At 70.6% G+C, this 23,831-nt stretch carries 25 protein-coding genes; 13 read left to right on the top strand and 12 right to left on the bottom strand.

Translation table 11 applies throughout. The features are described 5' to 3' along the window. Positions 1 to 23: 23 nt before the first annotated feature. The gene (locus BCF44_RS15565) at positions 24 to 1,130 is read right to left on the bottom strand and encodes a M20/M25/M40 family metallo-hydrolase (protein WP_116175016.1); all 1,107 of its coding nucleotides are present in this window, start codon (positions 1,128 to 1,130) and stop codon (positions 24 to 26) included. After that, positions 1,127 to 2,152, bottom strand: a complete 1,026-nt coding sequence (locus BCF44_RS15560) for a pyridoxal-phosphate dependent enzyme (RefSeq protein ID WP_116175015.1) — start codon at positions 2,150 to 2,152, stop codon at positions 1,127 to 1,129. Before BCF44_RS15560 ends, BCF44_RS15565 begins: the two co-directional genes overlap by 4 nt. Positions 2,153 to 2,234: 82 nt before the next feature. On the opposite strand from BCF44_RS15560, the gene BCF44_RS15555 reads away from it, so the two are divergent. Then, the gene (locus BCF44_RS15555; protein WP_116175014.1) at positions 2,235 to 3,116 is read left to right on the top strand and encodes a LysR family transcriptional regulator; all 882 of its coding nucleotides are present in this window, start codon (positions 2,235 to 2,237) and stop codon (positions 3,114 to 3,116) included. 2 nt (positions 3,117 to 3,118) lie between these two features. Here BCF44_RS15555 and BCF44_RS15550 read toward each other — a convergent pair whose 3' ends face one another. From BCF44_RS15550 to BCF44_RS15530, 5 genes are all read right to left on the bottom strand, one after another. After that, positions 3,119 to 3,742, bottom strand: coding sequence for an L-threonylcarbamoyladenylate synthase (locus BCF44_RS15550; RefSeq protein WP_116175013.1), 624 nt, complete (start codon positions 3,740 to 3,742; stop codon positions 3,119 to 3,121). A 35-nt stretch (positions 3,743 to 3,777) separates the two neighbouring features. Further along, positions 3,778 to 4,803, bottom strand: coding sequence for a cytochrome P450 (locus BCF44_RS15545; RefSeq protein WP_170217547.1), 1,026 nt, complete (start codon positions 4,801 to 4,803; stop codon positions 3,778 to 3,780). 19 nt (positions 4,804 to 4,822) lie between these two features. Next, positions 4,823 to 5,473: a helix-turn-helix transcriptional regulator gene (locus tag BCF44_RS15540; RefSeq protein WP_116175011.1), complete on the bottom strand. Its 651-nt coding sequence runs from the start codon at positions 5,471 to 5,473 to the stop codon at positions 4,823 to 4,825. Positions 5,474 to 5,658: 185 nt separating this feature from the next. Then, positions 5,659 to 6,312 carry a TetR/AcrR family transcriptional regulator gene (locus tag BCF44_RS15535; protein ID WP_116175010.1) on the bottom strand — a complete coding sequence of 218 codons (654 nt, stop codon included), beginning with the start codon at positions 6,310 to 6,312 and terminating at the stop codon, positions 5,659 to 5,661. Continuing rightward, entirely contained in the window at positions 6,309 to 7,433 is a 1,125-nt protein-coding gene (locus BCF44_RS15530) for a glycosyltransferase (protein ID WP_116175009.1), read from the bottom strand. Before BCF44_RS15530 ends, BCF44_RS15535 begins: the two co-directional genes overlap by 4 nt. A 163-nt stretch (positions 7,434 to 7,596) precedes the next feature. Between BCF44_RS15530 and BCF44_RS15525 the strand changes: the two genes are divergently transcribed. From BCF44_RS15525 to kstD, 11 genes are all read left to right on the top strand, one after another. Further along, complete coding sequence (locus BCF44_RS15525) at positions 7,597 to 8,106, top strand: winged helix-turn-helix transcriptional regulator (RefSeq protein WP_116175456.1); 510 nt, start codon at positions 7,597 to 7,599, stop codon at positions 8,104 to 8,106. A 32-nt stretch (positions 8,107 to 8,138) separates the two neighbouring features. After that, positions 8,139 to 8,642: an SRPBCC family protein gene (locus BCF44_RS15520; RefSeq protein WP_116175008.1), complete on the top strand. Its 504-nt coding sequence runs from the start codon at positions 8,139 to 8,141 to the stop codon at positions 8,640 to 8,642. Beyond that, positions 8,642 to 9,682: an LLM class flavin-dependent oxidoreductase gene (locus tag BCF44_RS15515; protein ID WP_116175007.1), complete on the top strand. Its 1,041-nt coding sequence runs from the start codon at positions 8,642 to 8,644 to the stop codon at positions 9,680 to 9,682. Before BCF44_RS15520 ends, BCF44_RS15515 begins: the two co-directional genes overlap by 1 nt. A gap of 55 nt (positions 9,683 to 9,737) precedes the next feature. Further along, the gene (locus BCF44_RS15510) at positions 9,738 to 10,835 is read left to right on the top strand and encodes an ROK family transcriptional regulator (protein WP_116175006.1); all 1,098 of its coding nucleotides are present in this window, start codon (positions 9,738 to 9,740) and stop codon (positions 10,833 to 10,835) included. A gap of 58 nt (positions 10,836 to 10,893) precedes the next feature. After that, positions 10,894 to 12,210, top strand: a complete 1,317-nt coding sequence (locus tag BCF44_RS15505) for an LLM class flavin-dependent oxidoreductase (RefSeq protein WP_116175005.1) — start codon at positions 10,894 to 10,896, stop codon at positions 12,208 to 12,210. Further along, on the top strand, positions 12,207 to 13,181 hold the full coding sequence (locus BCF44_RS15500; RefSeq protein ID WP_116175004.1) for an ABC transporter substrate-binding protein: 975 nt from the start codon (positions 12,207 to 12,209) through the stop codon (positions 13,179 to 13,181). The genes BCF44_RS15505 and BCF44_RS15500 overlap by 4 nt, the downstream gene beginning before the upstream one ends. Further along, on the top strand, positions 13,178 to 13,951 hold the full coding sequence (locus BCF44_RS15495) for an ABC transporter ATP-binding protein (protein WP_116175003.1): 774 nt from the start codon (positions 13,178 to 13,180) through the stop codon (positions 13,949 to 13,951). The genes BCF44_RS15500 and BCF44_RS15495 overlap by 4 nt, the downstream gene beginning before the upstream one ends. Before the next feature lie 5 nt (positions 13,952 to 13,956). Next, positions 13,957 to 14,760 (top strand): ABC transporter permease, encoded by an 804-nt coding sequence (locus tag BCF44_RS15490; protein ID WP_246015206.1) that lies wholly within the window; start codon positions 13,957 to 13,959, stop codon positions 14,758 to 14,760. After that, on the top strand, positions 14,757 to 15,653 hold the full coding sequence (locus tag BCF44_RS15485) for a TauD/TfdA dioxygenase family protein (protein WP_116175001.1): 897 nt from the start codon (positions 14,757 to 14,759) through the stop codon (positions 15,651 to 15,653). The genes BCF44_RS15490 and BCF44_RS15485 overlap by 4 nt, the downstream gene beginning before the upstream one ends. 9 nt (positions 15,654 to 15,662) lie before the next feature. Then, entirely contained in the window at positions 15,663 to 16,235 is a 573-nt protein-coding gene (locus tag BCF44_RS15480) for a DUF5655 domain-containing protein (protein ID WP_116175000.1), read from the top strand. 147 nt (positions 16,236 to 16,382) lie between these two features. Next, positions 16,383 to 18,134, top strand: coding sequence for a 3-oxosteroid 1-dehydrogenase (gene kstD, locus BCF44_RS15475; protein ID WP_116175455.1), 1,752 nt, complete (start codon positions 16,383 to 16,385; stop codon positions 18,132 to 18,134). A 124-nt stretch (positions 18,135 to 18,258) separates the two neighbouring features. Here the strand turns inward: kstD and BCF44_RS15470 are convergent, their stop codons facing one another. Beyond that, positions 18,259 to 18,651, bottom strand: a complete 393-nt coding sequence (locus BCF44_RS15470) for a hypothetical protein (RefSeq protein ID WP_246015118.1) — start codon at positions 18,649 to 18,651, stop codon at positions 18,259 to 18,261. A 36-nt stretch (positions 18,652 to 18,687) separates the two neighbouring features. On the opposite strand from BCF44_RS15470, the gene BCF44_RS15465 reads away from it, so the two are divergent. Further along, positions 18,688 to 20,094: a phenylacetate--CoA ligase family protein gene (locus BCF44_RS15465; protein ID WP_170217546.1), complete on the top strand. Its 1,407-nt coding sequence runs from the start codon at positions 18,688 to 18,690 to the stop codon at positions 20,092 to 20,094. A 79-nt stretch (positions 20,095 to 20,173) separates the two neighbouring features. Here the strand turns inward: BCF44_RS15465 and BCF44_RS15460 are convergent, their stop codons facing one another. The 4 genes from BCF44_RS15460 to BCF44_RS15445 are packed head-to-tail and all read right to left on the bottom strand — an operon-like array spanning position 20,174 to position 23,792. Beyond that, positions 20,174 to 21,412: a TetR/AcrR family transcriptional regulator gene (locus BCF44_RS15460; protein WP_116174999.1), complete on the bottom strand. Its 1,239-nt coding sequence runs from the start codon at positions 21,410 to 21,412 to the stop codon at positions 20,174 to 20,176. Between the two features lie 41 nt (positions 21,413 to 21,453). After that, positions 21,454 to 22,362 (bottom strand): catalase, encoded by a 909-nt coding sequence (locus BCF44_RS15455; RefSeq protein ID WP_147328497.1) that lies wholly within the window; start codon positions 22,360 to 22,362, stop codon positions 21,454 to 21,456. Next, positions 22,359 to 23,126 (bottom strand): alpha/beta fold hydrolase, encoded by a 768-nt coding sequence (locus BCF44_RS15450; protein ID WP_116174997.1) that lies wholly within the window; start codon positions 23,124 to 23,126, stop codon positions 22,359 to 22,361. Before BCF44_RS15450 ends, BCF44_RS15455 begins: the two co-directional genes overlap by 4 nt. A 48-nt stretch (positions 23,127 to 23,174) precedes the next feature. Further along, positions 23,175 to 23,792: a DUF899 domain-containing protein gene (locus BCF44_RS15445; RefSeq protein WP_116174996.1), complete on the bottom strand. Its 618-nt coding sequence runs from the start codon at positions 23,790 to 23,792 to the stop codon at positions 23,175 to 23,177. Positions 23,793 to 23,831 lie beyond the last annotated feature (39 nt).

Genomic DNA, 23,831 nt, shown 5'->3' with positions numbered 1-23,831 from the left:
AAGCGATCACAGTTGACGGATTCCTAGCGGCAGTACCGCAGGGCCGCCGCCGTGAGCGTTTCCGCGCACCGAACCGTGTCGGAGATGCTGACCCATTCGACCGCGGCGTGGGCCCCGTCGCCGGATGGTCCGAAAAGGACAGTTGGGATCCCGGCGGCGGAGATGAACGCGGAGTCGGCCCAGTAGCTGACGCCGGCGATCTCGGCGGCGTCACCCAGCACGTCGGCGAGCGCCGACACGATGGGGCTGTCGTCGGCGGTCTCGAACGGCTCCCGCGACATGGTGGTCCGCGACTTCGCCACCAGGGACGGATCGTCGGCCTGGCAGGATGCCAGCAGCTCGGCGACGTCCCGCTCGACGTCGGCGACGGACTCGCCGGGCAGGGTTCGCCGCTCGATGGTGAGCACGCACCGGTCGGGGACGGTCGATTCCTCCCGGCCACCGGTGATGATCGACGCGTGCAGGTTGCCGGGCCCGAGGCGCGGATGCTGATTCCCACGCAGGGCGGCGTTGAGCCGATCGAGCGCGACGAGGACGGGACCGGTGCGCATGATGGCGTCCACGCCGAGGTGCGGTCGGGAGCCGTGCGCGGCCTTGCCGACGACCTCGATCTCCGTCCAGACGAAGCCCTTGTGCGCCACGGCGATGGTCGACTCGGTGGGCTCGCACACAATGGCGGCGTCGGCGCTCAGCGTCGCCAGGACCTCCTGCACGCCGAGGCTTGCGTACTCCTCGTCGGCGACGCAGGCGACGACGACCTCGCCGGCGAGGGACTCGACGTTCGCGTCCCGGCAGGCGATGAGGGCGGCGGCGAGGCCGGCCTTCATGTCGTACGCGCCGCGCCCGTACAGGCGGTCACCGTCCACATAGGACTCTTTGGAGTCCCCGAACCCGACGGTGTCCAGGTGTCCGCAGAGCATGAGCCGCCGGCCGGGGCCGCCGTTGGTCGTGCGGACGATCACGCTGGGGCGGCCGGGCGTTCCCTCCAGCACCTCGACAGCCAGCCCGCTCTCCAGTGCCCAGGCGGCGACGAAGTCGGCGATCTCGCGCTCGCCGGCCGCGCCGGGGACCAGGGACGGGTTGACGGAATCGATTTCTACCAAGCGCTTCAGCAGCTCGTCGACGGTCACGAGTGACGTCCCTCCGTGCTCACCAAGACAATGCGGCCATCAGGTGGAAGGTCGAGTTCGGATCGGGCGGCGCGGACGCCGGCGAGCGTCGCCGCGCCGGCCGGCCCGGCGTTCACGCCGAGATCCCGGAGATCTTGCAGGGCCTGACGGGTGTCTTCGTCCCGCACGGCGACGGCGGAGTCGAGGCCGGCCAGCAGCGCCGGCAGCGCGGTGCTGGATGGCGTGCCGCAGTTCAGGGCGGTCATGACCGTGTCGGTGGTCTCGAGGCTGACCACCCGCCCGGCGTCCAAACTGGACAGGACGCACGGGGCGTTGAGCGGCTCGACCCCGAGCAGCGACACGGCGCCGGGAGTGCTGCGGTAGTGTCGAACCGCCGCGTGCGCAAGGGATCCGACGCCCATGGGCACCACCACCAGCGAGGCCGGCACGGTGATCTCCCGGAACAGTGTCGAGTAGCCGTCGACGATCGCGGCCGGGATCCGCTCGTAGCCGTCCCAAGCGGTGTCCTGCAACAGAATCCCGCCGGCCGCGTCGGCGGCGCGGCACGCGTCGTCGTAGGAGCCGTCGACCCGCACCAGCTCGGCGCCCTCACCGCGAATCGCGTCCACGGCGACCTCACCGACCGCGGACGGCACGAAGACCGTCGAGGACACCCCGATCAGCCGGCCGAAGTGGGCGACGGCCCGGCCGTGGTTGCCGTCGGTGGCCGTGACGAGCCGAATGCCCCGCCCGGCGACCAGTTCGCGCAGGCCGTCGAGGGTGTCGGGGCCGTCGGGATCGAAGCCCGTCAACGCCTGGCGAATGCCCCAGGACGCCCCGAGCACCTTGAACGCCGGCAGCCCCAGCCGCGCCGACTCGTCCTTCACCAGCACCTGGCCGACGCCCAGTTCCACGGCGAGCTTGGGCACGTCGACCAGCGGGGTCGGCGCGTAGCCGGGCAGCTTCCGGTGGAACGCCGAGGCCTGCTCCGGCGCCGGCTCGCACCGCCAGTGCCGGGCCTCCGGGCGTCGGTAGAGGGTCATGGACCCAGTCTGCGGGCCGCGACACTGAAGGAAAAGCGCGCATTACTGGCGCATACCGTTCAGTTCTTCTTACCATTGACTGGTGTTCGACCTGCACCGGCTGCGCCTGCTCAAGGAGCTGCACACCCGCGGCACGCTCGCGGCCGTCGCCGCGGCGCTGGGTTACAGCAGCTCAGCGGTGTCACAGCAGCTGTCGCTGCTGGAGAAGGAGGCCGGCGCGCCGCTGCTGGAGCGGGTCGGCCGCGGCGTGCGGCTCACCCCGCAGGCGGTGATCCTGGCTGGTCACGCCGAGGCCGTGCTCAACCGGTTGGAGCAGGCCGAAGCCGAGATCGAGGCGTCGCTGACCGCGCCCACCGGCGTCGTCCGGGTCGCCAGCTTCCAGACCGCCATGCTGTCGCTGATGCCGCCACTGCTGGACCTCGTGGCGTTGCGCGCGCCGAATCTGCGTCTCGATGCCGTGCAACTGGAGCCCGATCAGGCGCTGTCGCTGCTCACCGCCGGCGGTTGCGATCTCGTGCTGGCCGAGGAGTACTTCGGCCACCCCCTGACCCGGCGGTCCGGCATCGACCAGGTGGAACTCGGCCTGGACGCCATGCGCCTCGCCCTGCCGCCGCGGCTGGCCGACCGCACCGAGCTGGCCCAGCTCGCCGGCGAACGTTGGATCCTCGAACCGGCCGACACCGAGAGCGGGCGCTGGGCGCGGACGCTGTGCCGGGAGGCGGGCTTCGAGCCGGACGTCGCGTTCCACTCGACCGACATCGTCACGCACATCCGGTTCGTGGAGACCGGCCACGCCGTCGGCATCCTGCCCGACCTGGTGTGGCAGGACGTCCCGCCCCGCGGCGTCGAACTCGGCCACCGGCGCCTCTTCACCTGCGCTCGAACCGGCGCGCAGCGCCGACCCGGCGTGGTGACGGTCCGCGAAGCCCTGCGAGATGTCTACGCCAGCCGGCTGGCGGCCTGATCTCAGCCTTCGAAGCGCGTGGGGTCGCCGGCGCCGTAGCGGACGATCTCCGGCTCGCCGTCCGAGAAGTCGATCACGGTGGTCGGCTCGGTGCCGCAGTCGCCGGAGTCGAGCACGGCGTCGACCACGTGGTCCAGCCGCTCCTTGATCTCCCAGCCCTGGGTCATCGGCTCCTCCTGGTCGGGCAGCAGCAGCGTGCTCGACACCAGCGGCTCGCCGAGCTCGGCCAGCAGCGTCTGGGCCACCACGTGGTCGGGGATGCGCACGCCGACGGTCTTCTTCTTCGGGTGCATCAGTCGCCGCGGCACCTCCTTGGTGGCCGGCAGGATGAACGTGTAGCTGCCCGGGGTGCTCGCCTTGATCGCCCGGAACACCGCGTTGTCCACGATCACCAGCTGCCCCAGCTGCGCGAAGTCGCGGCACACCAGGGTGAAGTGGTGCCGGTCGTCGAGGTGCCGGATCGACCGGATCCGGTCCAGGCCGTCGCGGTTGCCGAGCTGGCAGCCCAGCGCGAAGCAGGAGTCCGTGGGATAGGCGATCAGCCCGTCCTCGCGCAGGATGTCGATCACCTGGCCGATGGAGCGCCGCTGCGGGTTCGCCGGGTGCACGTCGAAGTACCGGGCCATGCCCCCGATCCTAGGTGTGCCCCCGCGAGTCCCGCTCAGCGGGACCAGGTCAGCCGCAGCGAGAGCACGTCCGTCCCGACCGGACTGTCGCGCGTGACCACGTCGTCGACGGTCCAACGACCCGGCAGCCGGTCGAGCATCGTCCGCAGCGCGACGGCGGCCTGGCGGCGGGCGAGGTGCGCGCCGAGGCAGAAGTGGATGCCATGGCCGAAGGACAGGTGCGGGTTGGGCGACCGGCGGATGTCGAACGTGTTCGGCTCCGAGAAGACCGCCGGATCACGGTTGGCGGCGGCCATCGAGACGACGACCCGCTCGCCGGCGGCGAACGGCTGGCCGCCGAGCGTGCCGGCGCGGGTGGTGAAGCGGTCGGTGCCGCCGGCGGACGGCCGGAGCCGGAGCACCTCCTCGATCGTGCCGGATATGTGTCCGGCGTCGGTGCGCAGCTCGGCCAGCGCGGCGGGGTGTCCGGCCAGGCACAGCACGGTGTTCACGAGCAGCGTCTTGGTCGTCTCGTGGCCGTTGATCAGCAGCAACGCCGCGAAGTCGACGACCTCGTCGGGGCTCAGGCCGCTCTCCCGCAGACCGGCGATGATGCCGTCGGCGGCCGGCACCGTAAGGAGGTAGTCACGCAGTTCGGCGACGGCGGTGACGAAGTCCGGCCGGGCCTCGGGTTGTCCGAAGAAGGACGTGATCACGTCGGTCCAGCGCACGAAGTCCGCCCGGCGTGCGTCGGAGACACCCAGCAGCGCCGCCAGTGTCGCGATCGGCAGCGGGTGGGCGAACTCGGCGACAAAGTCGGATGCGGGTGTCAGCCGGTCGAGGAGGTCCAGGGCGCAGGCCTCGATGGACGGGGTGAGGTCGTCCACGGTTCGTGGCGTGAAGGCCCGGCCGACCATGCGCCGCAACTCGTGGTGCCGAGGCGGGTCCATCGCGGACATGCTGTGCAGCACGGGGTTGTCACGGTGCGGCACTTCGCTTGCGCTGTAACGGATCTCGTCGGACGAGAACACGTCGTGCGTGGTGAGAACCTCGTCGACGAGGGCGTGGCTGGTGATGAACACGCTCGAAGTCTGGCGGCGGTCACGCCGTGCGGGATTGGAGAAAACGGCCATGCAGCGCCGTCGGCGAACAGCCGGTGGCGGTCCGGAACTCGGCGATCAGGTGCGGCTGGTCGTAGAAGCCGCACTCCTGCGCGATGTCCGCCCAGGACGGTCGGGCAGCGCCTGCGGCTAGACGCAACGCAGTGTGCAGTCTGGTCACTCGCGCGTACGCCTTGGGGCGTAACCCGACGGCGACCGAGAACCGTCGTCGCAGCTGCCGTTCCGACAGGCCGACCGCCGCGGCGAGATCGCCGATCGGTGTACCGGGATCGGCGTGCAACATGCGAATAGCCGAGTCCACGGCGAAGTCGTTGTCACGCACCGAAAACTGGTTCAAGTAGGCCAATGCCGACGAGAGCCGCGAACGGGGTGGGCCGGGGGCGACGTGGCCGAAGGGTATGCCGTCCAACGGAACTTCGTCGGCGCCCAAGCCGAGCGACAGACAGGCGCTGGGTCGTAGCCGCAGGCCGACCAGGCCTCCGGGCGGCAGCGGGCCGGCGCGCACGATCACCTCGGGACCCGCGAGCCGCATCGAGCCGTCGGCGAACACCAGCAGGTCGACGGCCGGGTAGGGTAGCGGCAGAGGTGCTGAATCGATCCAGCTGCCCTTGACCAACGTGGAGGCCGGCACGGCCTCAGCCTAAGATCGCCACTGCTGCCGGGCGAGCCAGTTTCGCCTCGTCCCGGCTCGGGTCGCGGTCGTTAATCGGCGGTGAGGGCGGCGGGCGTCAGGCTCGGATCGCCGCCGCCTGCCGGGCGAACCGGTCTTGCCTTGTCCCGGCTGCCGCCTCTGATCAAGGGGAGGCCGGGACAGTGTCAGGTTGGGGTCGCTACTGCCTGATCAACGGCGGGCCCGGCCTGGCCTCGGCCTAGGATCGCGACTGCCTGTCGGGCGAGCCAGTTTTCCGCGTCGTCCCAGCTCCAGCCGCAGTCCTTGACCAGCGCGCGCCAGGCGTGGAAACCGAAGCAGAACCAGAGGGCATCGGCGGTCCGCTCGACCTCGTCGACGAAACCCTTGTCCCGCAGGTCTTCGGCGATCTGCCGCAACGCGTCGCGGTACTTGCCGGTGGCCAGGTCCCACAGTTGCGCGGCGTTCTCGTGCACCGGCATCGCGGCGAAGAGGATGTCGACCGCCTGTCGCTGGAGCTCGTTGCCCAGCCGGGTCGCCCGGGCCAGCACGCCCAGCGCCGTCGGCAGGTCGGCGGTGAGCCGCACCGCGATCACGGCCGCCTCGCCGCCGGACTCCTCGATCGCCTCGCTCAGCACCTCGCGGAGGATGTCGGACTTGCTGCCGGCGCTGGAGTACACGGTCTGCTGAGCGACGCCGGCCGCCCGCGCGATGTCGGCAACGGTCACGCGGGCGTAACCGTTGGTGGAGAACAACTCCGCCGCCGCGCGCAGGATGTCCCGACGGGTGTCGGCGGCGTCCTGCGCGCGGCGGGGGGAGTGGTAACGACGGGGAGTCGTCACCGCAGCGCCGACCTCAGTTCGGCGGCGACCTCGGCGGGCGTGGGCATGGCGGCGATCTCCTTCGCGACGGAGGCGGCTGCCTCGCGGTAGCGGAATTCGGCGAGCACTGTACGCACCGCCCCCGCGACCGCCTGCGGCGTGGCCTGGTCCGGCAGCAGCGAGATGCCCGCACCGGCCGCGGCGACCTGCCCGGCGTTGAGGAAGTTGTCCGCACCGACCGGCGTCAGGACCAGCGGGATGGCGGAGGCCAGCGTGCCGAGTGTGGTGCCGGCGCCGCCGTGCGTGAGGACGACGTCGACGTCCGCGAGCAGGGTGTTCAGCGCCGTGAACGGCACGAAGGTCACTCTGTCCTGGTCGACGTCGTACTGCTCGGCGGTGCTGGCCAGGCCCAGTGTCACCACGATGTCGACGTCCACTGTGGACAGCTCGCGGAGCAGCGGGGTCATCTTCTCGGGCGCGTTGAAGAAGGTGCCGAAGGTGACCAGCACGCGCGGCCGCGTCGAGGTCTTCGGCGGCGCAGCGGCGTCGCCGTTGTCGCGGTGCGGCTCGGGGCGCAGCGCGTGCCAGGCAGGCGGGCGCTGCCAGCCGTCGACCTGGAGGGCCGGCGGGCAGGTGTCCAGGTACCAGCGGTCGGTCGGCGTCGGCAGGTTCCTGGCCTCGTACTGGGACCGAGCGTCGTTGTCGACGACGTCGATCAGGAACGGCGGGACCGCCGGGCCGAACGTCAGCGTCGCCTGCGGCACGCCGCGGTCGGCCGCCACCAGCGGGCCGAGGTAGTCGAGCCGCTCGCGGATCACCAGGTCGGGCTTGAACGCGCGGCCGCCCACGAGTGCCTCCTCGGCGGCCATGTCGATCCGGACGCCGGCGAAGAAGGAGGCGGCCGCGGTGGGCGTGGGGTGGACGAACGGGTTCTCACCGGTGCGGCGGAACGTCTCCTCGCCGAGCACGTCCGGCATCGGGCCGGCCGGCAGCAGCGGGATGTCCTCCGCCAGCAGTACCGGCAGCATGCCCGCGCCGGTCAGAAAGGCCACCTCGTCGCCCTGCGCGCGCAGGGCTCGGGCCAGCGGCAGCAGCGGAAGCAGGTGGCCGTGCTGGGGAATGCTCGACAGGATCACTCGCATATTGGCTAGAGTAGGCGTCTGATGAATATACGGGGCGTCTGGTGATGTTTCGCCCGGCGGATCCTGCCTGAACGACCAACCCCGGCGAGTCGCGCTCTCGGGCACAGCGAATGTGGGTTTGGGGCAGATCCCGGGTTTCCACGTCGGTCCTAGCATGGGGAGCATGAGGCGGACGTCGTTTGCGAAGTGGCCGTGTTCGGTGGCCAGGACCATGGACCTGTTGGGGGACTGGTGGACGCCGCTGGTGCTGCGCGAGGCGTTCTACGGGATCCGCAGGTTCGACGAGTTCCAGCACGAGTTGGGCATCGCGCGGAACACGTTGGTGGATCGCCTGAAGCGGCTGGTTGAGGAGGGGCTGCTGGAGAAGGTGCCGTACCAGGCGGAGCCGGTTCGGTACGACTACGTGCTCACGGAGAAGGGCCGCGACTTCTGGCAGGTGTTGGCGGCGATGATGACGTGGGGGGACCGCTGGCTGGCGGACGAGGCGGGGCCGCCGATCACGCTGCGTCACGATTCGTGTGGGCATGACACGCATGCCGAGGTGGTGTGCGCGCACTGCAAGGAGCCGCTGCGGGCGGAGGACGTGCGGCATCGGATGGGGCCGGGGTATCCGCCGAAGCTGGCGTCCAGGCCCGATGTCATGCGGCGATTCGCGGGACAAGAGCGGCATTGACATGCTGAGTCTCTCTACGAGACTATCGTGGCATGGAGTGGACCGGAGCCAGGTACGCCGACAAGCCGACGGTGCGGGTGCGGACCTGGATCGAGGGCCCTCCGGAGCGGGTGTGGGACGTGGTCGCGGACGTGACCCTGATGCCGGAGATGAGCCCCGAGCTCCAGAAGGTCACGTGGTGTGACGGCCAGCGCGGGCTCGGGGCGAGGTTCGTGGGGGCCAGCAAGCACGAGGCGTTGGGGGAGTGGGCCACCACCTCGCAGATCGTGGAGTTCGAGCCGCCGAGAGTGTTCGGGTGGGCGGTGCAGGACCCCGACAATCCGACGTCGCTCTGGCGGTTCACGTTGAACGCCAGGGACGGCGGCACGGAACTGACGCAGTGGATGCAGCTGGGGCCGGCGCGGTCGGGCCTGTCGCACGCGATCGACCGCATGCCGGACAAGGAACAGAAGATCGTCTTCGTGCGGCTGCGGGAATTCGAGAACGCCATGGCCGGCACGCTCGCGCAGATCAAGCAGCGGGTGGAGAACGGCTGATGCGCACGGCGACGACGATCGAGGCGTCCGGCGACTGGGCGTCCACCCTGGATTTCGTGCTGGCGGCGGAAAAGCTCGGCCTCGACACGTGCTGGGTGGCCGAGGCGTGGGGCTCGGACGCGCCGTCGGTGCTGGGATTCCTGGCCGCCCGCACGGAAAGCATCCGGCTCGGCTCGGGCATCATCCAGCTCGGCACGCGCAGCCCGGTGGCCATCGCGCAGGCGGCGCTGACCCTGGCCCAGTTGTCCGACAACAGGTTCGCGCTGGGACTGGGCGCGTCCGGGCCGCAGGTGATCGAGGGCCTGCACGGCGTGCCGTTCGACCGACCGCTCAGCCGGATGCGGGAAACCGTGCGGATCGTGCGGGAGGCGTTCGCCGGCGAGAAGATCTCCTTTGCCGGCAAGCACTTCACCATCCCGCGGCCCGGCGACGGCATCCGCCCGATGCGGCTGTCCATGCCGCCGAACCCGGACATCCCGATCTACCTGGCCACGCTCTCGCCGAAGATGCTGGAGCTGACCGGCGAGATCGCCGACGGCTGGCTCGGCACCAGCTTCGTGCCGGAGGGTGCACAGGCGTATTTCACGCACCTGGACGCCGGCTTGGCCAAGGCCGGCCGCACCCGCCAGGACCTCGACGTCTGCCAGGGCGCGGAGGTCTCCTTCGCCCCGGACGAAGACGCGCTGCGCCAGATGGTCGCCGGCCGCAAGAAGGAACTGGCGTTCAGCCTGGGCGGCATGGGATCGGCCAGCACGAACTTCTACAACGACGCCTACAGCCGGCAGGGCTGGGCGGAGGTCGCCGCCGAGGTGCGGGAACGCTGGCAGGCCGGCGACCGCGACGGCGCCACCGCGCTCGTCACCGACGACATGGTGCTGGCCACCACGCTGATCGGCACCGAGCCGATGGTGCGGGAGCGCCTGCGGGTGTGGCGGGACGCGGGCGTCGACATGGTGCGGATGTACCCGGCCGGCGACACGCTGGACGTCAAGCTGGACAACCTCGGCCGGGCTCTGGACATCGTGCGGGAGCTCGGCTGATCCCACGACGTGGTACGGCCTTGGCGGCAGCCGACAGCGGTGTGACCATCTCCGCATGTCCGGCCCCGCCACCGTGCTGCGCGCCGTGCTGCGGCACGGCCCGGTGGCGCGCAGCACGATCGCCCGGCTGACCGGCCTCAGCCCGGCCGGCGTGACCCGGCACTGCGGCAGCCTGGCCGACCGCGGCCTGGTCGCTGAGACCGACGGGCCGGTGTCCCGCAACGGAATGGGCCGCCCGCACGTGCCCGTGGACATCGACACCGCAAGGCACACCGTCTGCGGCGTGCACATCGCGCACGCCCAGTGCACGCTGGCGGTCCTGGACCTGCGTGGCAATGTCCTTGCCCAGCAGCAGATCCCGCACGGCGGTACGCGCCCGGAGGAGGTGCTCGGCACGGTCGTCGAGGCCCTGCCGCGATTCCTGGGGGACCGGAGGCCGTTGGCGATGGGCGTGGCGGCCGGTGGCTGGGTGGACACCGACAACGGCGTGATCGTCGAGCACGCGTCGCTGGGCTGGAAGAACGTTCCTGTCAAGGAAATCCTGAGCACGACCGGGATTCCGGTGCACGCCGACAGCCACGCCCGGGCGCTGGTCCAGGCGGAGCAGCTGTTCGGCCAGGTGCGGGCGAGCGAGTCCGTGCTGCATCTGTTCGTGGGCAATGTGGTGGACGCGGCGATCGTCACCGGCGGGTCCACGCACCGTGGCCCCCGGTCGGCCGCCGGCGATGTCGCCCACCTGCCGCTCGGCGACCCGGACGTCCGGTGCGGGCGCGGGCACCAGGGCTGCTTCGAGGCGACGGTGTCCGACGACGCCTGGGCCCGCCGCACCGCCGGCGTCTCCATGCGAGAACTCCTTGGCGCCAAGCCGGATCCGTTCATCGAGCGGGCGAGGATGGTCGGCCGGGCCGCCGCGCTGCTGTACGACGTGGTCAACCCCGAGGTCCTCGTCGTCACGGAGGCGGGCGTGATCCACTTCCCGGAGTGCCTCCAGGCCCTGAGAGACGAGATCGCGGCACGGTCCCACCTGTGCGCGGCGCCGGAGCACACCGTGCTGTCGAGCAGCTTCGGCGGCGACGAGGTGCTCGCGGTGGCCGGCGGCGCGGTCGCGCTGGGCGTGCTCTACGCGGATCCGCTGTCCCACGCAGTGGGCTGACTTATTTTCAGCCGACGCAATGTTGACCCTCCGGCGAGCCGGTCAACATTATTGGGCCATGTTGCATCTCAACGCATTTCTGATGGGCGTGGGACACCACGAAGCGGCCTGGCGGCATCCGAGAACCGACCCCGAGTTGGTAAACGATGTGCGACATTTCCAGAACCTCGCGAGAATCGCCGAGCGGGGTGCGTTCGACTCGGTGTTCCTGGCCGACGGCGTGCAGATCTGGGGCGACGTCCGGCACACCGCGGCCGGCAAGTTCGAGCCGGTCACGCTGCTCACCGCGATGGCGGCGGTGACCACCCGCGTCGGCCTGATCGCCACGGCGTCGACCAGCTACACCGAGCCGTACAACCTGGCCCGCCTGTTCTCCTCGCTGGACCACATCAGCGGCGGCCGCGCCGGCTGGAACATCGTCACCTCTGCCGGCGACCGCGCCGCGCAGAACTTCAACCGCGACGCCGTCGCCGACCACGCCGAGCGCTACGAGCGCGCGGACGAGTTCCTGGACGTGGTCACCGCGCTGTGGGACAGCTGGGACGACGACGCGCTGGTCGTGGACGTCGAGTCCGGCGTGTTCGCCGACCCGGACAAGGTGCACGAGATCAACCACCGCGGCCGGTTCTACCAGGTCAGAGGACCGCTCAACGCGCTGCGCAGCCCGCAGGGCCGCCCGCTGCTGGTGCAGGCCGGCTCCTCCGAGGACGGCAAGGCGTTCGCCGCCCGGCACGCCGAGGCGGTGTTCACCGCGCAGCAGACCCTCGAGGAGGGGCAGGCGTTCTACGCCGACCTCAAGTCGCGGCTGGCCCAGCACGACCGGCTGCCCGACGAGTTGAAGGTGCTGCCGGGCATCGTGCCGGTGCTGGGTTCCACCGAGGCCGAGGCGCGGCGGCTGTCCGACGAGCTGGACGAGCTGATCGTGCCGGTCCGGGCCGTGCGCCAGCTGTCCGAGCTGATCGGGCTCGACCTGGGCGACCATCCGCTGGACGAGCCGCTGCCGCCGTTCCCGCCGGTGTCCCGGATCAAGGGCGCCAAGAGCCGGTTCGAGCTGGTCCGCGACCTCGCCGTGCGGGACAGGTTGACACTGCGTCAACTCGTCGCGCGGCTCGGCGGCGGCCGCGGGCACCAGGTGGTCGCCGGCACGCCGGAACAGATCGCCGACCACATTCAGCACTGGTACGAGCACGGTGCCGCCGACGGATTCAACGTGATGCCGCCGCTGCTGCCGTCCGGGCTGGAGGAATTCGTCGACCACGTCATTCCGGAACTGCGTCGGCGCGGTTTGTTCCGCACCGGTTACGATGCGGACACATTGCGCGGGCACTACGGCCTCGGCCGCCCGGCGAGCCGTTTCGAGCGGATTCCGTCATGAAGCGGAGAACGTTTCTCGCTGCGGCCGGCGCCACCGTGCTCACCGCCTGCGGCACGGCCAGCGGCAGCGCCACCAAGACGCTGCGGTACCAGGGCAGCGCCGGCGCCGTCACCCTGCCCGAACTGGCCGCCGACCTGGGCTTTCTCGGCGACGTCAAGCTGGACTGGGTGGGCAACACGATCAGCGGCCCGCAGGACATCCAGTCCGCCGCCACCGGCCAGACCGACTTCGGCGGCGCGTTCAACGGCGCGGTGGTCAAGCTGGCCGCCGCCGGCGCGCCGATCAAGGCCGTGATCGGCTACTACGGCTCCGACCAGTACGCCTACAACGGCTTCTACGTGCTGGAGGACAGCCCGATCCGGACGCCCGCCGACCTCGCCGGCAAGAAGGTCGGCATGAACACGCTCGGCGCGCACCTCGAGGCGATGCTCGACATCTACCTCCAGCGCAACAACGTCGACCCGAAGAAGGCCGAGCCGCTGGTGGTGCCGCCGATCAACACCGAGCAGTCGCTGCGGCAGAAGCAGATCGACGTCGCCACGCTCGGCGGCATCCTGCGGGACAAGGCGTTGCAGTCCGGCGGCATCCGCAAGCTGTTCACCGACTACGAGCTGCTCGGACCGTTCACCGCCGGCACCTACGTGTTCACGGAGAAGTTCCTGAAGCAGAACCCGGACACCGTGCGGGCCTTCGTCACCGGCGTCGGCAAGGCCATCGAGTGGAGCCGCGCCACGCCGTCGGCGCAGGTCGTGGACCGGATGACCAGGATCGTGCAGAAGCGGGGCCGCAACGAGGACGGGTCCGCCCTGAAGTTCTGGAAGTCCTGGGGCGTGGCGGAGAAGGGCGGCCGGGTGTCCGAGCGCCAGCTGTCGATGTGGGTGGACTGGCTGGCCGGCCGTGGCGAGCTGGGCAGTCGCAAGCTGGACATCTCCTCCTTGTACACCAATGAGTTCAACGGGGTGCCGGCGTGATCGGCCTGCGCGCCGTGACCAAGGACTTCGGCGACTTCACCGCCCTGGCCGGCGTCGACCTGGACGTGGCGGCCGGCGAGTTCGTGGTGATCGTCGGCCCCAGCGGTTGCGGCAAGTCCACGCTCCTGGACCTCCTCGCCGGCCTGACCGCGCCCACCAGCGGCCAACTTCTGCTGCACGGCAAGCCGATCAACGGCCCCGGGTTGGATCGCGGCATCGTCTTCCAGCAGTACGCCCTGCTGCCGTGGCGAACCGCCCTGGGCAACGTCGAGTTCGGCCTGGAGGCAACCGGCGTTCCGCGTCGCGAACGCACCGAGCGGGCGCGGGAGTTCCTGGACCTGGTCGGGCTCACCGGGTTCGAGCAGCGGCACCCGCACGAGCTGTCCGGCGGCATGCGGCAGCGGGTGGCGATCGCCCGCAGCCTTGCCTACGACCCCGAAGTGCTGCTGATGGACGAGCCGTTCGCCGCCCTGGACGCCCAGACCCGCGAGTCGTTGCAGGACGAGCTGCTCCGGATCTGGGAGCGCACCGGCAAGACCATCGTCTTCATCACCCACGGCATCGACGAGGCCGTCTACCTGGGGCAGAAGGTCGCGGTGCTGACCTCGCGGCCGGGACGGGTCAAACGGACGGTGCAGATCGATCTCGGCAACCGGGCTGAGGTGCGGGATCTGCGCTCCAGCGAGAAGTTCGCGCATTACCGGCACGAGATCTGGGAGTTGCTGCACGACGAGGTCGCCCGCGCGCAACGGCTGGAGGTGGCACGGTGAGCACCATCGAGATCGCACTTCCGCAGGTACGCAAGGCGACCGTGGGCATCAGCCTGCGCAAGATCGTGTACCGGTCGGCCGCCATCGTCGGCCTGCTGGCGGTCTGGGAGCTGGCGCCCCGGCTGGGTCTGGTCGATTCCACCTTCCTGCCGCCGTTCTCCGACGTGATGGTGGCCTGGTGGCAGCTGCTCGCCGACGGCCAGCTGCTGGACAACACCCTGGCCAGCCTCGGCCGTTCGCTGACCGGATTCGGGCTGGCGGTGGTCACGGCCGTCCCGCTCGGGCTGTTGATCGGCTGGTACAAACCGGTCGCCGAGCTGCTCGGCCCGCTGCTGGAGGTGTTCCGCAACACCGCGGCGCTCGCGCTGCTGCCGGTTTTCGTGCTCCTGCTGGGCATCGGCGAGACGTCCAAGATCTCCATCGTGCTGTACGCCTGCGTGTGGCCGATCCTGCTGAACACGATCAGCGCCGTGCGCACGGTCGACCCGACTCTGCTGAAACTGGCCCGCTCCCTGGACCTGCCGCCGATCCGGCTGTTCCAGAAGGTGATCCTGCCGGCGGCCGCGCCGACGGTGTTCACCGGCATCCGGCTGGCCGGCGCGGTGTCCATCCTGGTGCTGGTGGCGGCCGAGATGGTCGGCGCCAAGGCCGGCCTGGGCTACCTGGTCAACGCCGCGCAGTTCAACTTCGCGATCCCGCAGATGTACGCGGGCATCGTGACCATCTCCGTCATCGGGGTGGTGTTCAACCAGCTTCTGGTGGCCCTGGAACGACGGTTCACGTCCTGGCGAAGGGATCAGCTGTCATGACAACAACAACGGGATTCGAGGTGCGCCGGGTCGGCGGCCGGATCGGGGCCGAGATCGTCGGTGTCGACCTCGCCGCCGGCGTCGAGCCGGCGATCGTCACCGAGATCAACGCCGCCCTGGTCGAGCACAAGGTGCTGTTCTTCCGGGAGCAGAACCTCGACGACGACGGCCAGACCCGGTTCGCGTCGCTGTTCGGCGAGCTCACCGGCGCGCACCCGACGGTGCCGTCCGTCGACGGCCAGCCCAACGTGCTCGCCGTGAACGGCGACGAGGGCACCCGGGCCAACCGCTGGCACACCGACGTCACGTTCGTTCGCACGCCGCCGAAGGCCAGCACGCTGCGGGCGCTCGTGGTGCCGCCGTATGGCGGAAACACGTTGGTGGCCAACGCTGTCGCGGCGTACAACGACCTGCCGGCGCCGCTGAGGGCGTTCGCCGACACGCTGTGGGCGGTGCACACCAACGACTACGACTACGCGGACCCGCCGGCCAACGACGTGGCGGCGGAGCGTCGCAGGGTGTTCACGTCCCGCAAGTACCGCACCGCGCACCCGGTGGTGCGGGTGCATCCGGAATCGGGCGAGCGGGGCCTGTTCATCGGCGGTTTCGCGCAGCGGATCGTCGGCCTCGGCGCCACCGAGTCGCACGACATCCTGCGCCTGCTCCAGTCGTACGTGACGCGGCCGGAGAACGTGGCCCGCTGGCGCTGGTCGCCCGGCGACCTGATCTTCTTCGACAACCGCAGCACCCAGCACTACGCGCCGGACGACTACGGCGACCTGCCCCGACTGCTGCACCGTGTCACCCTGGCGGGCGATGTTCCGGTCGGCGTCGACGGGCGGACCAGCTACGTCATCGAAGGTGACGAGGCGGAGCACTACACGCGGACGTAGCATGCCGGTATGTCCGAGATGAGCACGTGGGAGTCGATGCGGACGCGGATCCACGCCCAGCTGGAGCGGCAGACCGGCGCGGGCGTGGCGGAGTGGAACGAGCGCATCGCCGCCGCGGGCCTCGCGGACGAGCCGGCGCTGCGGAGCTGGCTGAGCGAGCACGAGGTGACCGGTTACCCGCAGATGCTCCTCGTGTACGAGGCGTTCGGATATCCCGACTTCCTGCTCGCCACCGCCGACGAACTGGTCGACGGCCAGTACGAGGATCGGCCGCAGCTGCGGCCGATCCTCGACGCGGTGCTGGCGGCGGTCAGCGGTTTCGCCGGTGTTTCGATCCAGGCCCGCAAGACGTACGTGTCGCTGGTGTCGCCGCGGCGGACCTTCGGCGTCGTCAAGGCGACCACGCGCAGCCGAGTCGACCTCGGCCTGCGGCTGCCGGGCTTGTCGCCGCAAGGTTGCCTGGTTGACGCCGGAAGTCTCGGCAACGACAACATCAATCTGCGCATCCCGTTGTCCGCCATGGACAATCTTGACGGGGAAGCGTTGTCCTGGCTGCGCCGTGCGTACGAGGAGAACAGCTGACCGCAGCCGTTCGGCACTCGGCTTCTGCGTCGTTCGGCGGCGTCGGCTCCACTGGGGATGCTCCATGCGTGTGGAGTTGGTCGACGGGCGCGGGAAATTCGGGATCATGACTGGGCCTTGCCGTCACCGCCGATGGAGGCCCTGCCCATGTCCGGTACCATCTCGCGCCGCCAGGTCCTGCGCGGCTCGGGTCTCGCCGTCGCCACCACCCTGCTGAGCCGTTTCCCCGCCGGGGCAAGCAGTCTGCCCGTGCTCGGCGAGTACGACGTCGTGATCGTCGGCGCCGGCGCGTCCGGCATGACCGCCGCCCTGACCGCCGCCAAGCGCGGCCTGAGCTGCGTCGTCGTGGAGAAGGCGCCGACGTTCGGCGGCTCCGCCGCGCGGTCCGGCGCCGGCATCTGGATCCCCAACAACCCGGTGGTGCTGGCCGCCGGCGTACCCGACACGTACGCCAAGGGCGCGCAGTACCTCGCCGCCGTCGTCGGTGACGGCTCGTCGCCGGCGCGGCAGAAGGCGTTCCTGGACAACGGTCCGCAGATGATCGCGTTCGTGATGGCCAACAGCCCGCTGCGGTTCCGGTTCATGGACGGCTACAGCGACTACTACCCGGAGCTGCCCGGCGGCATGCCCAACGGGCGGTCGATCGAGCCGGACATGCTCGACGGCAACCTGCTCGGCAGCGAGTTGGCGCACCTCAACCCCGCGTATCTGCCGGTGCCGTCGGGACTTGTGGTCTTCAGCTCCGAGTACAAGTGGCTGAACCTGGCCGCTGTCAACGCAAAGGGCACCGCCGTGTCCGCCGGCTGCGTGGCTCGCTACCTGGCGGCGACGTCGGCCGGACAGAAGCCGTTGACGATGGGGCAGTCGCTCGCGGCAGGCCTGCGGGCCGGCCTGCTGGGCGCGAATGTGCCGGTGTGGCTGAACACCCCGCTGACCGACCTGAACGTCGAGGGCGATCGCGTCACCGGAGTTGTGGTTAGTAGCAACGGAGTTCTGAGCCTGGTGCGGGCTCGTCGCGGCGTGATCATCGGCTCCGGCGGCTTCGAGCACAACGCCGCCATGCGCGCGCAGTACCAGCGGCAGCCGATCGGTACATCGTGGACGGTCGGCGCGAAGGAGAACACCGGCGACGGCATCCAGGCCGGGCTGCGCGCCGGCGCGGCGCTGAACCTGATGGAGGATTCCTGGTGGGGGCCGGCGATTCCGCTGCCGGACGAGCCGTACTTCTGCCTGGCGGAGCGGACCCTGCCCGGCAGCCTCATCGTGAACCAGGCCGGGTCGCGCTTCGTCAACGAGGCCGCGCCGTACAGCGACGTGGTGCACGTGATGTACGACAAGAACCCGGCCGCGCCGGACATCCCGGCGTGGATGATCACCGACCAGAACTACCGCAACCGGTACCTGTTCCGGGACGTGCTGCCGGCGCTGCCGCTGCCGGACCCGTGGTACCAGTCCGGGGCGGTGGTCAGCGCGTGGAGCATCGAGGACCTCGCCGCCAAGACCGGCCTGCCGCCGGCCACGCTGCGGGCGACCGTGAACCGGTTCAACGGCTTCGCCTTCAGCGGGACCGACGCCGACTTCGCCCGCGGCAAGAGCGCCTACGACCACTACTACACCGATCCAGCGGTGTTCCCGAACTCGTGTCTGGCCCCGCTGTGGGAGGCGCCGTTCTACGCGTACAAGATCGTGCCCGGTGACCTGGGCACCAAGGGCGGCATGGTCACCGACGAGCGGGCCCGGGTGCTGCGGGCGGACGGTTCGGTGATCGCGGGCCTGTGGGCCGCCGGCAACGCCAGCGCCGCCGTCATGGGCCACAGCTACGCCGGCGCCGGCTCCACCATCGGTCCCGCCATGACGTTCGGCTACGTAGCCGCCAACGACATCGCGGCTACGGCGTAACCCCCGCGAGTCGCGCTCTCGGGCGCCTCGGCGAGTTCCGCCCTCGGGCATTTTCCAGCGTGGTTGCGTTGGTGGGTGGGCCCGAGGACGGAACTCTCCAGCCCGAGCGCGCGACCCGCGAGGGTCAGGGGATGTGGAGGCCGGCTTGGCGTAGGGATTCCTCTACGCGGAGGCGTTCTATCTCCTTGTCCATGCCCTCGGGGAGGTCGTCGAGGCGGTGGGGGATGGCCAGGGCGCGGCAGGCCTGGCGGAGGAGGTCGTCGTACGCCTGGCGGGCGGCCAGCCGACGCAGGGCTGGGGTGCCGGGTTCGAAGTCGACGAGCGTGCGGTGCACGCGGCGCAGGTTCCGGGCGACCACCTGGATCGGCGGGCCACTGGCGCTCGGCCGCGGCCGGCGCGCCTGGCGCAGCCAGTCGGCGATCTGCGGCCCCTGGAGCAACAGCCAGCAAGCCGCCGCCGGCACCATCGTCAACGCGAGGTACAGCAGCAGGTTGGCAGCAACCGCCACGCCGGCCACGTCGGCAGCATAGCCCCGGCCGGTAGGGTCGTTCCCGTGAATAACGACCGGGTGATCGACGCGCTGCGGGACTTCGCGGCGGACCGGCCGCCGGCGATGCGGCCGATGGACCTCTTCCGGGACGTCGCCGCGACCGTGCCGGCGTACCGGAAGTTCCTCGCCGAGCGCGGGATCGATCCGGCGGAGGTGACCGACTTCGGCGGCCTCCCGCTGCTGGACAAGAACTCCTACCACCGCCGCTACCCGCTGCCGGAGCTGTGCCGCGACGGCCGGCTGGACGGCTGCGACATGATCGCCGTGTCGTCGGGGTCGAGCGGCGAGCCGACGATCTGGCCCCGCTCGGTCACCGACGAGCTGCACATCGCCCGCCGGTTCGAACAGATCTTCCGCGACGGTTTCGACGCACGGGACAAGACCACCCTGGCGGTGGTCTGCTTCCCGCTCGGCACCTGGGTGGGCGGCCTGTTCACGCTGGCGTGCGTGCGGCACCTGGCGGCCAAGGGCTACCGCATCACCTCGGTCGCCCCCGGCAACAACAAGGCGGAGATCCTGCGCGTGATCCCGGAGCTGGCGCCGCACTTCGACCAGACAGTGCTGCTGGGCTATCCGCCGTTCGTGAAGGACGTGATCGACAGCGGCGAACACTGGGATCGGCACGACGTCAAGCTGGTGCTGGCCGGGGAGGTGTTCAGCGAGGAGTGGCGCGACCTGGTGTCGCGGCGGGCGAGCATCGCGGACCCGGTCAGGCACGTCGCCTCCCTGTACGGCACGGCCGACGCCGGCGTGCTCGGCAACGAGACGGCGCTGTCCGTGAGCATCCGCCGGTTTCTCGCCGGCCGCCCGGACCTCGCGCGGGAGCTGTTCGGCGACTCCCGGCTGCCGACGCTCGTCCAGTACGACCCGGCCAGCCGGTACTTCGAGACGCACGAGGGCACGCTGCTCTTCAGCGGCGACAACGGGATTCCGCTGATCCGCTACCACATAGCCGACGAGGGCGGCGTGATCGGTCACGCCGAGATGCTGGACTTCTGCCGGCGCAACGGTTTCACGCCACCGGCAGGCGACAGCCTGCCGTTCGTCTTCGTGTTCGGGCGGTCGCTGTTCACGGTGTCGTTCTTCGGGGCCAACGTCTATCCGGAGAACGTGACCGTCGGCCTGGAACAGCCCGGCATCAGCGACTTCGTGACGGGCAAGTTCGTGCTGGAGGCCGTCGAGGACGACAACCGCGACCGCCGGCTGCGGGTCACGGTCGAGCTCGCGCCGGGCAAGTCCGGCGACGCGGCGACCGTGGCGGCCTCGATCCGGGACCAGCTGCTCCGGCTCAACAGCGAGTTCGCGCACTACGTCCCGGCGGAGCGCCAGCTGCCCGAGGTCGAACTACGGCCGGCCGGCGACCCCGAGTACTTCCCGGTAGGCGTCAAGCACCGCTACACCCGCCGCTGACCCGCCGCTGATGCAGGGAAGGACGCCTTCACTGCGTTGAACGAGGGTAAGGCGTCCTTCCCTGCATGAACGAGCGCCGTCAGGCGTGCGAGGGTTGGGCGGCTGAGGCGAGGATGAGGTCCAGGCCGAAGCGGAACCGGGTCTCGTACTCGGTGTCGGTGAGGTGCGGCAGCACCAGCGCCAGCGATGGGAACCGCCCGGCGCCGACCACCTCGCCGGCCAGCGCGCCCGGGGTGCCCTGCTCCTCCTGCACCAGCCCCAGCGTGAAGTAGATGATCGTCCAGCACGTCCACGCCGCCGCCGGCGCGGGCAGCCCGCCGTCCAACAGCGCCGACACCAGGGTTTCCGCCGCGGCCAGCGTCGCCGGCTCGGCGCCGAACGTGCCGGCGACCAGCCGCCCGCCGTCCCGGTGCGACAGCAGGGCCCGGCGGTAGCGGTGCGCCAGCGCGCTCACCCGCTCCCGCCAGTCCGCCGGCAGCCCGTCCAGGTCGATCTCGGCCAGCACCGCGTCCGCCATCAGGTCGTGCAGCCGCGCCTTGGTCTTCACGTGCCAGGACACGGTGTTCAGCCGCACCCCGATGCGCGCCGCCACCGCCCGCAGCGTCACGGCGTCGAAACCGGACTCGTCCAGCAGCTCCAGCGCCGTCCGCACGATCACGTCCAGCTGCGACGGGGAGTCCCTGCCGCGCAACGGCGGGCGCGCGTCCACGCGCCGCATCCGGCCCAGCACCGCCGAATCCTGGTCGTCGGACACCCGCGGCGGCGGCAGCGTGCTCGGGCAGTCCCGCGCCACCCGCAGGCCGTCCAGCAGGAAGCCGACGGCCCGCCGGTGCAGGTCGCCCGCGGCCTGCACGGACAGCGCCAGCGGCATCAGGTCCGACGGCTCGAAGTCCGCCCGCAGCTGGCCGGCCTCCTTGGCCCGCCGCACCAGCACGGCGATGTGCTCGCCGATGCGGCGCTGGGCGCCCTCGACCAGCTCGGCCAGGCCCGTCCGGGACACGCCCAGGATCTCGGCGTGGGTGCCGCCGAGCAGCTCGTGCCAGCCCTTGTCGGACGCGATGTCCACGGCGGTGCGCTCGAGGAAGGCGGCGACCCCGGTCCACGGGTCGTCCGCCGCGGCCGCGACGCGCGCGAACTCCTCGGCCTCGGCCAGCCGGGCGGCGTACACCCGGTGCAGCAGGTCGTCCTTGCTGGCGAACCACCGGTACACGGTGGCCACGCCCACGTCGGCCTGCTTGGCGACGTCGGCTAGGGTGGCCGACAGGCCCTGCGTCGCGAACACCTCGGCCGCCACGTCCAGGATGCGGGTCTCGCGCATGGAGTCAGCGTACCGCAGCCGGCTCGCTCCACAGTGGACAACTACTGACCAGCCGAGCGACGCCGGTGGCCCTCCGCGTACGCCCGCTTCCGGTACGCCAGCACGGGATCGTCGGACAGCTCGATGCCGTCGGCCAGCCGGGTCGGGTCGAACACCGCGCCGTCCCAGAACTCCTGGTCCGACACCGGTTTCACGATCTCCAGCCGGCCGGCGTCGATCTCCGGGGTGTCGGCCGGCCAGGCCTGCGTCGGGTCGTCGGTCGGGTCCTCCGGGCCGGCGAACTGCACCTTCAGCGCGAACGAGACCGGGCCGCCGCCCAGGCGGTCGACCAGTTCGTCGTTGAGGTGCCCCGGTCCCCAGCCGACGGTGTCCGCGGCCGTCAGGTGCCGTACGGTCTCCGGTTCCCAGCGGTACCGGACGAACCGGCGCGTGCCGTCCGGCCCGACCCACACGAACGCGTGCTGCGCCCAGAACCGCACCGTCGCGTAGCTTTCCGGGACGGGAATGGCCGCGGCCTCCTGGAAGGCGTGGCCGGACTCGGGGTTCGCGGTGATGAACGCGATCACCGCCGCGGCCCGCTCCGCGCTGTCCTTCGGCTTGTCGGTCAGCGCGCGGGTCATGTCCAGGAACTTCGCCGGCGTCGACGCCATGAACACCGGCACGTTGAGGGACACCAGGTCCGTCTCCGGCGACAGGAACTTCACGGCCATGCCCCGGACCACCGTCGCGCCGCCGTCCGGCTCGGCCGGATCGCCCGCGGTGTTGGAGAAGCGAACGATTGCCGGCGTCGGATCGGACCGCAGGTGCGCGGCCGTGGTGTACGCGGCGGCGGCGCCGGACGGGGTGAACACGGCGTCGAAACAGCGGCCGAGGGCGTGCGCCCGGCGGAATCCGGGGCGCAGCCCGGACATCCGCTCCATCGCGTCGACAACGGTCACGGGGTCGGTCAAGGCAGCGCTCCGAGGATCAGGTCGGCGACCAGCTCGGGCTTCTCGTTGGGCAGGAACCAACTCGTGCCCGGCACGGTCACCACCGTGGTGTGGGGACAGGCGGTCAGGGTGCGGCGCTCGGCCGCGGTGAGTCCGCCGTCGCCACGTTCGGCGTGCACCACCCAGGCCGGCACGCCCGCCGCGCACAGCCGTTCGGCGACGGACCCGTGCACCCGAAGGTAATGCAGGTATGCGCGGAATAGCCGCCGCAACTGTCGCGGATTGTTCTTCCGGACCTCTCTTCCGAGCACGTTTCGCCGTTCCGGCGGCACCCGGGCCGCATTCAGCGCCACATCCGTGAATCCCAGCATCGCCGCGTACGGCAGGTGGCCCAGCACCAGTGCCAACCGGTCGAGCACGCGCAGCGTCAGCATCTCGTCGGGCGTCGAGAAACTGGGGGCCAGCAGGACGATCGGACCGGTGAAGCCCTCGGTGGCGGCCATCTCCAGGGCGACGTTGGCGCCCATGCTGTAGCCGACGACGACATCGCTGCCGTAGTCGGCGGCCAGCTTCGCGGCGGCCCGCGCGCACGCCTCGACGGTGGGATCGTCGGGCGGCGGGGAACCGCCGTGTCCGGGCAGCGTGGCCGCCACCAGCCGGATGTCCGCGAGCGTGGGTTGCGCCGCGACCTCGGCGTAGAACTCGGCGGTGGACAGCCCGCCCGGCAACAGCAGCACCGTGTGCCGTGCGCCGGGCGGCCCGTGCACCGTGATCTCCCAGTCCATGGCGACCCCCCGATGTCCGCCATGGTAGATCAGTCCATCTGGGACTGGTCAGTACTTGTCGTGGTGACGCAGCCAACGGAAGTCGTCGAACTCTGCCCCCAAAGGGGTGAGATCGAGGTAGTTGTCGGCGGTGTGCACGAGGGCCAGCGCCTCGTCATAGGCGGAATAGCTGTGGAAGACCGTGTCCCCTTCCCGAACGAACACGCTGGCGCCGCCCCGCTCGCCCGATTCGTCCAGTGTGGCGCGGAAATCGCGGTTGAAGTCGGTGCCGAACGACGAGTACCAGGGCAGCGTCCAGCCCATTCGTGCCCGGAAGGGCAGGATCTTGCCGATCGGCGCGCGGGACACGATGGCCAGCGTCGTGTCGCGGACGTGCAGGTGCGACATGTGCCCGATGTTGTCGACCAGGTACGAACACCACTTGCAGCCCTGGTCCCAGCTGGGGTCGAACATGAAGTGGTAGACGATGAGCTGCCGGCGGCCCGCGAACAGGTCCAGCAGGGTCTTCTCGCCGTCGTCGAACGTGTAGTCCTTGTTGACACGGACCATCGGCAGCTGCCGGCGGGCGTCGCGGACCGCCGCGTGCGCGGCCGCCAGCTCCTCCTCGCGGACCTGCAACTCCTTGCGTGCGGCCAGCCACTCCTCGGCTCCGACCACCTTGTTCACGGCGTCTCCTCTCGTGCGGGTGCTGCGCAGTGGTCGGAG

Origin of the sequence: Kutzneria buriramensis (genome assembly GCF_003387475.1) — a bacterium.
In the GTDB taxonomy this organism is placed as follows: Bacteria; Actinomycetota; Actinomycetes; order Mycobacteriales; family Pseudonocardiaceae; genus Kutzneria; species Kutzneria buriramensis.
The sequence above is the reverse complement of the archived record's forward strand: the minus strand, read 5'-3'. Positions and strand labels throughout refer to the sequence as shown.